At 39.3% G+C, this 15,354-nt stretch carries 10 protein-coding genes; 5 read left to right on the forward strand and 5 right to left on the reverse strand.

Translation table 11 applies throughout. The annotated features are described in order from the left end of the window. Positions 1–3 precede the first annotated feature (3 nt). From PZB74_RS21185 to PZB74_RS21195, 3 genes are read left to right on the forward strand one after another with little or no spacing between them, the layout of a single operon-like run. Positions 4–1,413: a glycosyltransferase gene (locus tag PZB74_RS21185; RefSeq protein WP_302239303.1), complete on the forward strand. Its 1,410-nt coding sequence runs from the start codon at positions 4–6 to the stop codon at positions 1,411–1,413. Then, complete coding sequence (locus tag PZB74_RS21190; protein WP_302239304.1) at positions 1,410–2,390, forward strand: polysaccharide biosynthesis protein; 981 nt, start codon at positions 1,410–1,412, stop codon at positions 2,388–2,390. Before PZB74_RS21185 ends, PZB74_RS21190 begins: the two co-directional genes overlap by 4 nt. 9 nt (positions 2,391–2,399) lie before the next feature. Further along, complete coding sequence (locus tag PZB74_RS21195; RefSeq protein ID WP_302239305.1) at positions 2,400–3,890, forward strand: oligosaccharide flippase family protein; 1,491 nt, start codon at positions 2,400–2,402, stop codon at positions 3,888–3,890. Here the strand turns inward: PZB74_RS21195 and PZB74_RS21200 are convergent. Then, positions 3,887–5,002 (reverse strand): DegT/DnrJ/EryC1/StrS family aminotransferase, encoded by a 1,116-nt coding sequence (locus tag PZB74_RS21200; protein ID WP_302239306.1) that lies wholly within the window; start codon positions 5,000–5,002, stop codon positions 3,887–3,889. The two genes, PZB74_RS21195 and PZB74_RS21200, sit on opposite strands and share 4 nt — an antisense overlap. Before the next feature lie 186 nt (positions 5,003–5,188). On the opposite strand from PZB74_RS21200, the gene pfkA reads away from it, so the two are divergent. Then, a complete protein-coding gene (gene pfkA / locus PZB74_RS21205) occupies positions 5,189–6,160 on the forward strand; it encodes a 6-phosphofructokinase (protein WP_302239308.1) in 972 nt (323 codons plus the stop codon). A gap of 9 nt (positions 6,161–6,169) precedes the next feature. Further along, a complete protein-coding gene (locus tag PZB74_RS21210; protein ID WP_302239310.1) occupies positions 6,170–6,670 on the forward strand; it encodes a hypothetical protein in 501 nt (166 codons plus the stop codon). Between the two features lie 10 nt (positions 6,671–6,680). Here the strand turns inward: PZB74_RS21210 and PZB74_RS21215 are convergent, their stop codons facing one another. Genes PZB74_RS21215 through PZB74_RS21230 form a run of 4 tightly spaced genes read right to left on the reverse strand, consistent with a single transcriptional unit; the run spans position 6,681 to position 15,352 of the window. After that, on the reverse strand, positions 6,681–10,079 hold the full coding sequence (locus PZB74_RS21215) for a ligand-binding sensor domain-containing protein (protein ID WP_302239312.1): 3,399 nt from the start codon (positions 10,077–10,079) through the stop codon (positions 6,681–6,683). 32 nt (positions 10,080–10,111) lie between these two features. After that, entirely contained in the window at positions 10,112–13,186 is a 3,075-nt protein-coding gene (locus PZB74_RS21220) for an OmpA family protein (RefSeq protein WP_302239314.1), read from the reverse strand. Continuing rightward, positions 13,183–14,238, reverse strand: a complete 1,056-nt coding sequence (locus PZB74_RS21225; RefSeq protein WP_302239316.1) for a PorP/SprF family type IX secretion system membrane protein — start codon at positions 14,236–14,238, stop codon at positions 13,183–13,185. The genes PZB74_RS21220 and PZB74_RS21225 overlap by 4 nt, the downstream gene beginning before the upstream one ends. A 1-nt stretch (position 14,239) precedes the next feature. Continuing rightward, positions 14,240–15,352 (reverse strand): hypothetical protein, encoded by a 1,113-nt coding sequence (locus PZB74_RS21230; protein WP_302239318.1) that lies wholly within the window; start codon positions 15,350–15,352, stop codon positions 14,240–14,242. Between the last annotated feature and the right edge of the window lie 2 nt (positions 15,353–15,354).

Here is a 15,354-nt window from a genome sequence, read left to right on the forward strand (position 1 = left end):
TCTATGTCAGATGTAGTAAAAGTGATAGACCACGAAGTGCTGGTAACCGTATATATTACCAATTATAATTACGGTAAGTATATCTCCCAGGCAGTAGAAAGTGTGCTTCAACAAACGCTGGATGATTTTGAAATCATTATTATAGACGACGGGTCTACAGACAACTCACGTGAATTAATAGAAGCTTATGCTGACAACCCTAAAATCAAAGTAATCTTCCAAAAGAATAAAGGGCTTAACGTTACCAATAACATTGCTTTAAGAGTTTCTAACGGCAAGTACATCATGCGTTTAGATGCTGATGACTTTCTTGACCATAATGCGTTATTAGTGATGTCCAACGCTTTGGAGCGTGATGATGAGCTAGGTTTGGTATTCCCTGATTACTACATTACTGATGAAAACGGTACTCCTGAATCTATCCATAAAAGGCATGATTTTGACAAAGAAGTATCGCTTTTAGACCAGGCAGCTCATGGGGCTTGTACGATGATCCGAACTAGTTTTTTAAAAGAGCTGGGAGGCTATAATGAAGATTACAGCTGTCAGGACGGGTATGAACTCTGGGTGAAGTTTACGGCACAGCACAAAGTGTCAAACATTAACACTCCTTTGTTTTATTACCGCCAGCACGGCAACAACCTGACCAAGAACGAAAACCGTATTCTTACCACACGAGCTACCATCAACAAAGACTACCTGAAAGAAGATAAGGCAAAATATAATACAGTTGCTGTAATTCCTGTTAGGGATGCCAATGCGGTCAATAACAAGCTTGCTTTTACCTTACTTGATGACAAAACATTTTTGGAGCACAAGATTGATCAGGCACTGCTCGCAGAAAATATCAAACAGGTAGTGGTAAGCTCTCCTGATGAGAAAGTAAAACAATTTGTACAGCAAAAATATCAGGATAAAGTCTTCTTTGTAAGCCGACCTACTGAGCAGGCAAGATTAAATGTAGGGCTAGTAGGTACTGTCAACCATATTTTGACACATAAACATATGGAGGCTTTCAACCCTTCTGCTATAGCTGTCCTCTCAATTGAGTTTCCTTTTGTAGATGCTTTAACATTAGATAATGCGATAAATACACTTTATCTTTTTGATTCAGATTCTTTAATTTCTGTACGACCAGATACACATTTATTCTTTCAGCATCACGGTCATGGAATGCAGGCTATACTAAACCAGGACAAGTTTACCAAACTAGAACGCGAGGCTTTGTTTAAATACACAGGGGGTATATCTGTAACCAAATCTGAGATTTTTAAAAAAGAGCAGCAGTTTATCTGCGGAAAGGTAGGACATGTTGTAATTGACCAACAGGCTAGTTTAGGAATTTTTAGTGAATACGACCTTAAATTAGCTAGACTCCTGGCGCAGGATAATCAATCTCAACATAAGTCATGAACAAGCTGACAGGGAAATCAATACTAGTTACTGGGGGAACAGGCTCATTTGGGCAAGCGCTAATTGGACACCTGCTTGGTATTAAGCAATCTTTCTCTTCTATCACCGTTTTCTCTCGCGATGAGTACAAGCAGTACCAGATGCGCAGAAAATACAACGAAGTAACCAACCTTCGCTTCATCATTGGTGATGTACGTGATGAAAAGGCCTTAACTGAAGCCTGTCGTAATATTGATGTAGTAATTCATGCCGCTGCACTTAAGCAAAATATAAGCGGAGAAGTATATCCTGAAGAGTTTATAAAAACCAATATAGATGGCACACGCAACCTTATCAGAGCTGCTGTGCATGAGCAGGTAGAAAAGGTAATAGCCTTATCTACTGATAAGGCAGTATACCCAACCACCCTCTACGGAGCATCTAAGCTAAGTGCTGAAAAGCTATTAGTCGGTGCTAATGAGAAGTATGCAGATCTTACCCAGTTTGCCATAATAAGACTAGGCAATTTATTTGGCTCCCGTGGTTCGGTTCTGTATGCGCTTAACGAAGATAGTGCTCAGCACGAAGTCAGAATTACGCAACCTAAAATGAGCCGCTTTAGCCTAAGTATGGAAGAAGGTGTACATTCAGCTCTAAAGGTATTGGAGTGTATGAAAGGCGGAGAAGTATTTGTACCAAAAATGTCTGCTTACACCCTAGAAAAGCTGGTAAGGGCTATGGGCTTAAAGCTTGCAAAGCAAGATACAGGACCCAGGCTGACAGAAAAAATACACGAGCAGGCTTTGTCATCTGAAGAAGTACGATACACTTTTGAGTGGGAGAATTTTTACATATACCTGAATCCTAATACTCAGCAATACCAACATTGGAAACAGACAGGAAAAAAACTTCCAGAAACTTTTGAATATCGCTCTGACCTTGCCCCACAGATCAGCATTTCCGACCTGCAACAACAAATCAGCTTTTACCTTTCTTAACTTACCACTGTGGGTATAATTCAACGCCAAACCCTTAAGTCTACCATATACATCTATATAGGTGTGCTGATTGGTTTTGTAACCAGTGCCCTGGTGTATCCCAAATACCTGACTGAATCTCAGATTGGAGTAATTGGCTTGCTGGTGTCATGGAGTTCTGTATTCGCGCAGGCTGCCACATTAGGCTTTGGCGGTGCCACAATAAAGTTTTTTCCCTACTTCAGAGATAAAGAGAAACAGCATCATGGCTTTTTCTTTTTGCTTGTAATGGTGGTGCTCAGTGGGTATTTATTGTTTCTCGCTATCTTTTTTATCATAAAGCCCTGGATGATTGAAGATGCCGGCGTAGACTCTTTGTTTGCAAAACATATCTATCTGATTATTCCTTTTACACTTTTTTCTTTGCTCTTTGTCATTCTGGACATCTACAACCGGGCACTCTATAATGCTACCACTGGCTCCCTTCTCAATGAGACCATCTCTCGCTTGTTTGTATTGGTTTTAGTCTTCCTTTTTATCTGGGATATCTATCAATTTGACGATTATCTCAACTGGTATGTTATTTCTCGCGGTGTACTGGTTCTGCTACTTTTGCTTTTTCTGTATTGGAAAGGAGAATTAAGTCTCCGTCCGGATTTTAGCCTGTTAACCAAAGAAAGAAGACAAGGCATGTTGAGTCTTAGTTTATTCAGCTTGGTTACTGGATTTGGAACGCTGGCTATCATCAGGATTGATAGTATTATGATCAACAGCTTTTATTCAGATGCAGAAGTAGGCGTATACCTGACAACTTTTTACTTTGGCACACTGGTTTTATTGCCCTCCAGAGCTCTTAGGGGCATCGCCCCTACCATGATTGCTGATGCATTCAAACATAATAATCTTAAAGTTGTAGCCAGTATTTATACACAAAGTACTATTACCCAACTAGTTGCAGGCTGCTTTTTCTTTCTCGGCATATGGATAAATATTGATAATGTGTTTGAAATACTCCCGGAGTCTTATGAAGCCGGTAAATATGTTATTTTATATGTTGGACTCATGAATATTGTGAAGATGGCTGGAGGAGTAAATGACGTAATTATTGGTTATTCTGAATACTATCGCACGAATACCTACATTATGCTGGCCTGGGTAGCATTACTGATACTTAGCAATTACTGGCTACTGCCAATTATGGGAATTAGCGGAGCGGCACTGGCCTCTTTGCTATCAGTTATTATAGTTAATATAGCAAGATATTTTTTTCTGTATGCCAAATTTGGCTTCCAGCCCTACAAATGGGCTCACCTCTTTATATTAATTATTGCTTTAGTCACTTATGGCCTGGTAATTTTGGTACCTCCTGCTCAGCACTTTATACTGGATATTCTAATAAAAGGAGTATTAGTTACAATCATTTTTACCTCTGCTATCTACTTCTCTAATACTGATCCACAGATCAACAAATTAATTGAGGGTTACTTAGATAAAGCTAAGGCGCTAATCAACAGGTACTAAACAATTTGTTGGTCCATTTCACTTAAAGCCTCTTTCATAGCCTCAATTATGTACATCTGCTCTTCATCTGTTAGCTGTGGATATAGAGGTAGTGATAAAAGCTCATGGCATTGTTTACTTGCTACAGGTGTATCGGCAAAGCTATAAGCTTCAAACACCTGCATATCTGCTACCGCTTCTGGATAATGCACTGCCGTACCTACACCTTTCTCTCCCAGTAATTTGGTTAACCTTTTTCTATCAGCACAACGAATAACATATAAATGATATACATGAAAATACCCTTCATCTTCCTGAGGCAGATGCAGATAATAAGGTTGAAGCGCATTGTTATAACGCTGAGCCAGTTCTCGCCTCCTTAAGTTCCATTGATCTAAAAGCCCCAGTTTATAAGATAGTACCGCTGCCTGAAAGCTGTCCATCCGGCTATTTCTACCCAGACGGACATGACAGTTTTTTCCTGATTGACCATGATTAGCAATCTGACGGCAAGTTGTAGACAGTTCTTCATCATTTGTTGCTAACGCGCCTGCATCTCCTATTGCCCCCAAGTTTTTGGTAGGGTAAAAACTAAAAGCGGCAATATCTCCCCAGCTTCCAGCTTTTTTTCCTTGAATAGTTGCCCCCTGTGCCTGTGCGCAATCTTCAATAACTTTAAGACCATAAGCAGCAGCGATGCCCATAATCCGCTCCATATCAGCCCCATAGCCGTAAAGGTGAATAGGAATTATTGCTTTGGTACGACTGGTGATTTTCGTTTCTATTTTATCCGGGTCTATAGTATAGCGATCCACAAGGCTATCTACAAAAACAGGAACAGCTCCAAGCAGACAGACTGCTTCAGCAGCTGACATCCAGCCATTTGCTGGCACTATCACCTCATCTCCTTGTCCAATTTGCAAGGCCCGAAGGGCAATTTCCAGCGCATCAGTACAATTAGCACAAGCGATTACATATTTTACATTTAGATAGCGGGCGAACTTATCTTCAAAAGTATGTACTGCTTTACCGCCTAAAAGTATATCTTCAAGCATTGTTTCCGTCAATAGCTTTTGAACGGGCTGAAGCAGCTCTTTTTGCTGTCTTTGTAAGTTCAGGAAAGGAATTTTCATGAAAAATGAAGCAATACGTTTTATTTAATGAATTTTTTTTAAAATTTACGGTCAATTATAATGAATACTTCTTATTAGAAAGAGCGTTATGCCAAAAGTCTATGTTAAAACCAGCATTTAACAGCTACGAGGATGAACGTTTACTTTCACTTTAGTTTTACACTCAAATCTTAGTCATTTTTTTCTATGAAAAAAATTGCGGTATTGACCTCGGGAGGGGATGCACCAGGTATGAATGCCTGTCTTAGGGCTGTAATCAGAGGAGCTATCTATCATGGGGTAGAAGCTTACGGTATTAAATATGGATACAACGGACTAATTGAAGGAGATATCTATAAAATGAAATCTTACTCCGTTAGTAACATCATTCAAAAGGGTGGTACCATCCTCAAATCTGCCAGAAGTACAGAATTTCGTACTAAAGAAGGTAGAAAAAAAGCTTATCAACAATTACAGAGAAGAGGAATTGAAGGTTTAGTAGTAATTGGTGGTGATGGTACTTTTACCGGTGCCAGCGTTTTCCATGAAGAATATGGTTTCCCTATTGTGGGCGCTCCCGGTACTATAGACAACGACCTTTACGGAACGGATTACACTATCGGGTTTGACACCGCAGTAAACACTGCCTTAGAAGCCATAGACAAAATTCGTGATACAGCCAACTCACACGATCGTATATTCTTTATTGAAGTAATGGGTCGTGATTCCGGTTACATTGCCATACAGTCAGGTATTGGTGGTGGTGCCGAACTTATTATGGTTCCTGAAACCAGTACTTCTATTGATGACGTAATCTTTGACCTAAACCAGGGAAGAAATACTGAAAAAACTTCTTCAATTGTAGTGGTCGCCGAGGGCGATGAAGAAGGAGGCGCAATGGAAGTGGTTAATAAAGTAAAATCCAGACTTAAAGGTAAAGACCTGAAAGTATCTATCCTGGGTCATATGCAGCGTGGAGGAGCCCCAACCGCTATGGACCGCATTATCGGTAGCCGCCTAGGTTTGGCTGCTCTGGAAGGTCTACTAGGAGGTAAAAAGAATATGATGGCCGGTATTATCAATAACAGAGTAGTTTATACCAGTTTTAAGGAGTGTATCAATACCGCTAAACCTTTGGAGCAGGACTTACTTAGAATGGTAAAAATACTAAGCATCTAAACATTTTGTATGGGCTATTTGCCAATCATACTAGCCTTGCTTGGCTTTATTTTTCTTTGGGCTATTGTTAATTATAATAGTATTAAACTAAAGAAAGCTGAAGCTGAGCAAGCTTCCAAACTGGTCTTTCAGCAGGCAGCTTTACGCAGCACTATAATCAAAAGAATGGCTAATATTAGTCATGAAGATGCTACCCTACTACAAACTGTACAAAGGGTGAAGAATAGCCTGAACGATTATGAGGAGGGGCAAATAAGCACAGTAGAAAAAATTGAAGCAGAAAAAAAAGTTAATGCTTCAATCAACGACATACCTCAGGATTATATCAAGGACTCTCCTTACAGCGAAGCTTATCACCAACTGCAAATTGCTCATAACAACTACCAGCGTGTAGCCGCAGTTTATTTAAGTAAAGTCAAAAATTACGAAGAACTTCTTCATCGCTATCCTTCTAAACTAATAGCCTCCGCGGGAGGCTTCAAGCCTCTCAATCAAGAACAAAAGAGCTGAAACTACGGCTTTAAGATATTGAGTCTATGGGCTGCGCCTGACTAATAGACGAGATTGGGACAGCATGATTTTCATTTGTATCAATAACTACGGTGAAGCGAGTGCATGTATTATCCTGTTCGTAGGTAATTGTTCCATTTAATTTTTCTAATGCCAGGCGCGCAATATAAAGTCCTAGGCCAGTTCCACTTTTAGTCTCATGTCCTCTAAAAAACATAGAAAATACTTTATCGCGTACACTTTCTACAATACCTTCGCCATTATCCTCAACTACTATCTGTAGTTCATCGTGCACATTCTTTTCTATTTTAACCTTTATCCAGGAGTCAGCAGAGGAATGACTGTATTGAATGGCATTATTTAATAAGCTGGTCAACACCTGGGTCATCAGTTCAAGGTCAGTATTGATTTGAATATCTAGAGTTCCCTCTACCGTAAAGCTGATATTGTGCAGTACATCGTTCAGTTTGCAGCGTTCGGTCTCATAAATTTGAGTAATTAGATCCTGTAGACTGACTTGAGTCTGATTAATCTCATGATGGCGGACATGATGTATCTGTAATACTTTTTGAAGTGTAGTTCTAGCCTTCAGGCAATTATCCTGAAGCTTCTCAAGATATTCCATAGTTTCTGGCTTAGCACCCAGAGTAGCAAGTTGGCATAGCCCCTCTATTCTTGCTATGGGTCCAATAATATCATGGTAGGCACGGTATACAAATAAATCCAGTTCTTCATTGGTAGTAAGAAGAGCTTCATTTGTAGCGGCTAATTCCTGTGTTCGTTGCTTTACTCTTTCTTCCAGTGCTTCATTCAGATGTTGTAAATCATCGTTTTTTTGCTGAATTATAGACTTGGCTTCTTCCAGCTTCTGATTTTGAAGCTGAATATCATGATGCTGTTTTTCTATGTATTCATTTTTGTTTGTAAGCTCACGAGTTCGTTCAGCTACCTGAGCTTCTAACACACGATTGTGTTTTTCAACACTGGCAATACGGTAATAATATACTGCGACAACAATACCTAGCACCACAAGTATAGCGGATACTCTAAACAGTAAAGTCTGATACCAGGCAGGGTGTACTATGATGATTAATGGCTGGTTAAGATTTGTGAAGTTACCATAATCAGCACGTGCCCTTATATAAAATTTATAAGTTCCAGGAGATAGATTTGTATAAGATGCCAAAGTACGATGACCTACTGCTTTCCACTCATTTTCAAGACCTTCAAGACGATATTCGTACTGATGATTCTTTGTAAACAAATACTGTTGAAGAGCAAAACTAATTTCAATAGCATTGTCGTCGTAAGATAGGTGAATAGCTTCCTGAGTATTTTTGCCTCCATTAAAATTCAGGTTTTTCTGTTTAGAGGAAAAGCGAGTAATTAATAAAGGTGCTTGTTTAAATCTGTTTGTCTTACCTGATAATTCTAACTGTAATACACCTGTTAGTGCTCCATAGTATAATTTATCTTCGTCACCATCAAAACTAAAATGCATAAGCTCTTTACCTCCCAGATATTCTTCGCTGGAATAGAGCCTTACATTGCTGTTTTGAGTGTTATATGCGGAAATTCCTTTAACAGAACCCACCCAAATATCATTTCCGTTTCCTTTAGATAGGCTGGTAACCTGATTGCTGAACAATCCGTCTGACTCATTAATTTGCTCTATCCCCCCAGTTGTAATGTTAAGCCTGCAAACTCCCTTATCAAATGTACCAATCCAAAGGTTGTTATTTTTGACTACCAGCCCTGTAATCTGATCACTGGAGAGAACATTTGGATTATCGCTAAGCGTACTATTGTAGCGTACCACTTGCGCATTACTTTTGTCAAGCTGAATAAGTCCGCGGCTAATAGTCCCTATCCATAAGTAGTTATTATTTTCAGCAAAAACTTTAGGAGTAAAGGAGCTTCCTAAAGTCGGCGCCAGTTGAGAGGCTGAACGGATACTATCTTGCTCTCTATCCCAGAAAAACAGTCCTTTTTCAAGTACTCCTATCCAAAGCCGCCCTTGTGAGTCCTGGTATATAGACTCAATAGCATCCCGATTTCCAAAATTTTCACTAGCCGGCAGCTGGTAAGATACCCAGTGCTTTAGCGTTTGATCCCAGCGCGCTATTGCACCATTAGATGTTCCTAACCACACCCCTCCTTCATCATCATGTTCCAATGCGGTAATAATATTACTGGTGAGTCCATCTTCTAGCTCAGAAAACTGATTCGTAGTGTGCTTTATAAGGGTATAGGCACCATTAACCATTGCCCACTGATACAAAGTCGCATTGGCAGTACCTACCCATAAATCACCTTTATTATCTTTAGTGAGGGCAGTAATAGGCTGGAATAGATCAGACTCAGAATTTTTGCCAAAAAAAGTGAAAGCGAAACTTTCCGCATGGCCGATATTAACTCCTTTTTCTGTAATTACCCACAAGGTGCCATAAGCATCTACAGATACATGACTTACATGATTATCTAATAAAGAATAGGGTTCATTAAGTTTTTTCTGAAACGCATGTAGTTTTCTGTTCCGACTATCATATGCCCATAAGCCATTATTTTGGGTAGCAATCCACAAATAAGAATGATAGTATTGTATACTTTCAATAAAGCTACTTTCTAAGTCTGCAAAAGGCATATTGAAAGTTTCATTACGGCGATCATACTGAAGCATACCATGACCATAGGTACCTATCCAGAGTGTCCCCTCCTCTCCTTCTTCCAGGCAAAAAAGGTCGTTTGTAGGTAAAGAAACACCTTCGCTGTTAGCTGAATATTGCTTGTAGGTATGATAATGAGGATCTATCCTGATCAGGCCATTTCCAAAAGTAGCTCCCCAAATAATTCCGTGCCTGTCTTCATGCAGATCCATAACCACTGATGTAGAAAGCACATTAGTAGAATCGTTTTTATCTTCAAATGCACGAAATGCAGTCTTGTTTTTATCCAGAAAATAGACTCCTCCACCAAAGGTACCCGCCCAAATTCTTTGACCTTTACCTTCACAGAAACTTAAAACTGAAGAGATAGTACGGTTTGCCTGAGAAGTAGATATCAGTTGATACTGCTTAAACTCTGTGTCTGTGATCGAGTAACAAATAGCACCATGATTCTCGGTGCCGATCCAAATATCTCCATTAGACACTTGCATTAGCGTCTGTATGTCAATTTCCTCAATAGAAACGCCTGAAGTAGTGGTGTCTTTTACGGTTAGAATTTCCTGTCCATTGTATAAAAGTAAGCCTTCCTTAGTACCAAACCAGGTAGTACCGTTTTCATGTCTTAATAAACAATTAACCTGTTTTTGACTTAAACTATCCTGAATCGCATTGGGTAAGCGATCAAACCTGATGCTTTTTTCCCATCTTTCAGGTGTTTGCCCCAGGCATTGCCAAGAAAGCAAGTATAATAGACCTAATATCAATAAACTACTCCTCATTGTCGTACTATATTAGTCTGGATTTGATAGACCCTATAGGGTGATTCTGCACCAGTAAGTCCCTGCTTGCTCACACTTACCTGATGAATAGGGACCGTATATTTTTTGGCAATGTTGTGTATATCTGTATCGGTGCTTAGTAGATAAATAGTTTGTGTAGGATTGTATGTGGTATTAACTCCACTTACCTTAAACTCTACTCTTCTGCTATATGATAAAGTCTGATCAGTTTTCAGATTTTCTACACCTCTGGCAAAAACCTCTAACTTTTGGGCTTGTACTCCTTTTTCTACCAATGCTGTGTATACTGCCTGACCTCTACGTTCACTTAATGCTAAATTATAAGTTTTGCTACCAATACTATCTGCATAAGCATGCACTTGTATACTCACGTCAGGAAAAAGTTGATGAAAGCTCAAAATTTTGTTCAGTATAGAATCTGCTTCAACTTTTATTTCTGAGCTATTGGTTTCAAAATAGATATTGTCAAAAGAGCTTATAAACTGTGAATCCTGAACTACAGTAAACTCCAGTTCGCTCAGGGATACTGCCAGCATATCAGCCAGATTATCTCCCCGTTCGCCTACGCTTAGCTGACGAAGTTTTGAATAATCTACCCGATCAAAAATAAACTCTCCTTCATTTGTATAAGTACTCACCTCTTTATTCTGGCTGACTAGAGTAATAAGGCTGGGCTTATCTACTTTTTTCAAGCTTCCGCGGATCTTTACAATATCAGGATTTGAAGCAATGAGGGTACGAAGGCTGATTTCTCTGGTATCATTATTATTACGAATGCTGAAATCCAAAACCATCCGAGTTGTAAATGTACGATTACTTACAGCACGCTCCAGGCGACTTTTTTCTTCCAGTGGTAATTCTTCCCATTTTCTCTGCTCACTAGTCTCACTATCATCCTGAAGCTGACTGGCTCTGTACATTACCAATGCTAATAAATTTAACTTTTCCGCTTCAGAAGCATTATTTAGAAACTCATCGTCGCTGAGTAAAAGTGCCCCATCTTCGCTTTTTTCAAAAACTAAAGCTCTGGCATACTTATCTATTTTGCTCTTTTCCTCTGAAGGAAGTTGCTCATACTGCACCTGCCACTTCTCGGCAGAAGTTTCATCGGAAATTACTACCTTTTCAAAGTACCTTTGCCTCAGTTCTTTACCCAGGCTCTCTTTTTCTTCAGGAGGAAGTGACTGCCACTGATAAAGATCTTCAAGTTTTACTGAAGTGTTAGAGGCCTGCTTAAAATGCCTTAAACCATAGGCAGTAGCCTGGTCTACATATTTTTTTTGTTCTGTTGATAGTTCCTGATAAACATAATTTTCGTTTTGAGCATCTACATCGTTTTGCTCTAACAAATTTCTAAATACCAGCAGATCAGCCATTTTATCAATTTTCTGCTTTTGTTCTGAGTCCAGTTCAGAAAACCATTTTTCAAGTTTAGGACTCCATTCTTCAATCTGAAAAGATTGGTATAAGCTCAACTTGTTTTCTACAAGTTCATCCAGCATTTCTATATCATTACCGCTTATATGCTGTAGATTTTCTATAGCTTGGGCAAAAGTACTATCTGCCATGAGCGCCTGAAATATTCTGTACTGAGAGCTCCTCTGTAATCTAGCTTTCTCTTCTGGTGGCAGTTGTTCAAAATACTGGTACAACTCACCCATCTCTTTTTTTCTCTGCTGCGTGTAAAGTTCAGAAACCCAGTCGTCAACAGAGCTTTTACTATTTAAGGTGAGGAGCACTTTAGGCTTATCATTGTAGCGATATTCATAGATATCAAAACCAGTATTAGCTTCGCTTCTATTGGTCGTGATATAGCCTGAATTTTTGCTAACATAAATATAAGTATCATCCTTAGGTGAATTGAATGGTTTGCCTAGATTCATCACCTGAGAAAAAGTATGCTCCCCAACACTGACAGCCATATATAAATCAAAGCCACCCCATCCAGGCTGCCCATTTGAGGAAAAAAACAGTGACTGCTGCGAGGCATACCAATGAGGGGCCACTTCCTGATAAGCTGTATTTACCTTGTCACCCAGGTTTTTTGGTTCACTCCATTTTCCGTTTATCTTCACACTCATCCAGATATCGCTTTCTCCATAACCTCCAGGGCGGTTAGACGAAAAGAAAAGTGTGTCTCCACTTGTAGTAAGTGAAGGGTGCTTGCTGATATACCCCGGAAGATTGACGGCCCCGGATAGAGGCCTGGGATCAGACCATTCACCATTGTGCAGCGTACTCTCATAAATATGATAGTCACCCTTATATGTGAATCTGGAAAAATAAAAGGTATTGGAATTTGTATTTAAGCAACCAGGACCCTCATCCAAAAGTGAATTGGTAGATGAAAAGTTATTAGCAGAGATAGGATGCCATTTGTTTGAATCTAGCCCAAATATAAAATTGTCACTATAAGATTGTCCATGTTGGTCATGATAATGATGCCCTTTACTTGCGTGTCGGGTAGAAGTAACGATTAGGCTAAGTGAATCGTAAAAAAGGCCGCCCCCTAAATCATGAAATTCAGTATTAATCGGAGCAGGCATTTTTTTTAGATCTATCTCAATTAGCGGAGAAAGTGGTGTTTTATAAAGCTTCTCAATGTTGTTTAGCTCATCCTTGGCTTTAGCTGTCCAATACTCCTTATCTTCAAACCTGTAATTATTTACATTATCCAGAAAGGCTTCAAAATACGACTTTGCTTTTTTATAACTTCCCTGTGATTTATACACTAACCCCAGATTAAGTGATAAAAGAGGATAGCCAGCCGTAGCATTGGGTTGAATCAGTTGATAATGATGTAGTGCTTTATCATACTGAAACAGTTGCTGTAAGCATGAAGCCAAATAGTAATGAGCTTTATTATTAACTGAGTCAAGGGCTAGCACTTTATCGTAGTAGCGTGTAGCTTCAAAATACTGCCCTTGCAAATAATGCTGATAAGCAGACCTTAGTAATTCTTTTATTGGGTCAGGCTTGAATTCGGCTTTGCATGGGCTTGCAACTGCCAAAAAAGAGTTAAGCAATATAAATAATAAAAGCGTTCTCATATCAGTGGAGTAAATCTCCTACCTACATTCTGTTTTTTGTTCAAGATGGTGTATACTACTGATGCCTCCCAGGCCTGCCCAGTACTCAGGTAGTCAATTGTTGGGTGACTGGATAAATCCATGCTCAGAGCAATTTGTATGTTGTGATGCTGGATTCCACCAGAAACTGCTATGGCATCATTCCAGCGGTACCACAAACCGCCGATCAAATTAGTGCTGCTTCCCTTATAATCAGAATAGCTCACTCTGTACTGAGCATAGGCACCCAAATTAAAGTGATAGCTTTTACCTCTCCACATCACTAAGGTTTGTGGATGTAGCTTCCAGTTATTTTTTGAATACGACACTCCGGCATACCATTTTAAAAGCATAGGTATTACTTCTTCACTATTGGTAAAAGATACATTGGGTTGGTTAATATTAGATACGGAAATACCGCTCTGGGCCTGCCAGGGGCTCAATAGTCTGTTTTTAAAAGTATTATAGGTCCATACAATGCCTGCCTCTGCAGAAAAATATCCTAAGCGTGTTTGATCTAAACTGATAGAAGGTGTAATATCCGAGGAATATCCATGCTCCTGATCGTACTGCGACCCCCATTTGAGGCCTTCGGCTTGTATATTTTTTTGTGTATATGCGGCACCCACCCCTAAGGAGATCACATGCTTGTATTTATAATCCAATGGCAGATTGTAAGCACCTGCAAAATGAACACCTGTGTTTTTAAGCCAACCCTGCATACCAGCAACTTCACGAATGAGCTGTAGTCCGACACCTCCTTTGTAAGTTTTTTTAGGGTACTTCTGAACGATAGGGTATACGATAGATGCTATGTTGATGGGATAACTATTAGAAAAACTGTTCCATTGAGAGCGATGATGGAAAGAAATAAAAGGACGAGTACTACATCCGACTAACGCAGGATTCATATTTAATGGAGATACATAATACTGACTCAGAGGTACTTGTTGAGCCTCTACCTTAAGCTCCAGGACGAGCAAAATTAAGATAGATAAAACTAATTTTAATATGGTGTATACCTTCCACTGCATATCAAAACCTCATAATTACATCTGACTGTTGAAATGAAGCACCTGAGATGTAGCTTCCGCTCAATACATACCTATAGGTGTTGTTTGACGATGAATAATCAAACCAGCCCTCACCCATAGCTTTTTCTAATGAATTAGTTTCGTACACCCATTTACCCCAGGCATCCTGAATACCAAAATGGAAGTTTCTGAATGAAATAAGGTTGCCGTATACCTTAATTACCTGATCTTCTACATTACTAGCCTGGGAAGAAAATGCAGTGGGCACATACACTCTCTCCATAGCCTCATTGGCTATAAAACCAATTGTAAGCCATGAGAGATTTGTTTTTTCTTTACTTGTAATACTAATGTTATTGGAAGTAGTATACACACTACTCGCTCCAAGTGAGGTATCTGTTGCGTTTTGGTTAAGGCCAGCTTTTAGCTGAAGGTAATCCTGATAATAGATTTGATCTTCATCCTGACTTGGAAACGATACTTCAACTAGTGCTCCATTGTATGTACCCTCTTTTTCTATCTGACGCCAATAAGGTTGTTTGCCTTTTAAAGAATAGGCTATGCCTACAGTAGGTGTTTCACCTTCAAGATCATACAAAGTAACCGGTGCGTAGGTATTCTGGTCACCAACTGGAAAAAATTTATCTCCTATACCACGATGGAAAATATTGCCAATTACATAGGAATTTTCATTGGCATATACTGCTACCCCATTTTCTAGAGTAATCTGACCATCTTCTTGGTTAATTATTACTTTACCATCGTTTAGCTGGAGTACGTTAGTAATTTCAACTTCTCCCTCAATCGTTTTTATATGGCCATTATTGATAATCAGATTTTGAACGCTCAATTTGTTTGATTGTATTTTCTGATTTTCTCCATTTAGAATGATTGTAGCCTCACTCGCATCAAAATTTTGTAGATTAGACAGATCGCCTCCCAGCACTAATGTTCCCCTTTGTTTGATATTTCCATTATTGTTGAATGATTGATTTACGCTAATTACTGCGTTTGGCTGATCTACATTCATAGTGCCATCCTGTACCACAAATTGCGCTTGCAGATTTGCAAAGAAGATTACACAAAACAATATGGTAGAAATGAAACTGCTCATAA

Source organism: Porifericola rhodea (assembly GCF_030506305.1).
In the GTDB taxonomy this organism is placed as follows: Bacteria; Bacteroidota; Bacteroidia; order Cytophagales; family Cyclobacteriaceae; genus Catalinimonas; species Catalinimonas rhodea.

Coding starts and splice junctions, on each gene's coding strand:
- PZB74_RS21185 (WP_302239303.1), top strand. CDS start 4: ATGTCAGATGTAGTAAAAGTGATAGACCACGAAGTGCTGGTAACCGTA.
- PZB74_RS21190 (WP_302239304.1), top strand. CDS start 1,410: ATGAACAAGCTGACAGGGAAATCAATACTAGTTACTGGGGGAACAGGC.
- PZB74_RS21200 (WP_302239306.1), bottom strand. CDS start 5,002: ATGAAAATTCCTTTCCTGAACTTACAAAGACAGCAAAAAGAGCTGCTT.
- pfkA (WP_302239308.1), top strand. CDS start 5,189: ATGAAAAAAATTGCGGTATTGACCTCGGGAGGGGATGCACCAGGTATG.
- PZB74_RS21210 (WP_302239310.1), top strand. CDS start 6,170: ATGGGCTATTTGCCAATCATACTAGCCTTGCTTGGCTTTATTTTTCTT.
- PZB74_RS21220 (WP_302239314.1), bottom strand. CDS start 13,186: ATGAGAACGCTTTTATTATTTATATTGCTTAACTCTTTTTTGGCAGTT.
- PZB74_RS21225 (WP_302239316.1), bottom strand. CDS start 14,238: ATGCAGTGGAAGGTATACACCATATTAAAATTAGTTTTATCTATCTTA.
- PZB74_RS21230 (WP_302239318.1), bottom strand. CDS start 15,352: ATGAGCAGTTTCATTTCTACCATATTGTTTTGTGTAATCTTCTTTGCA.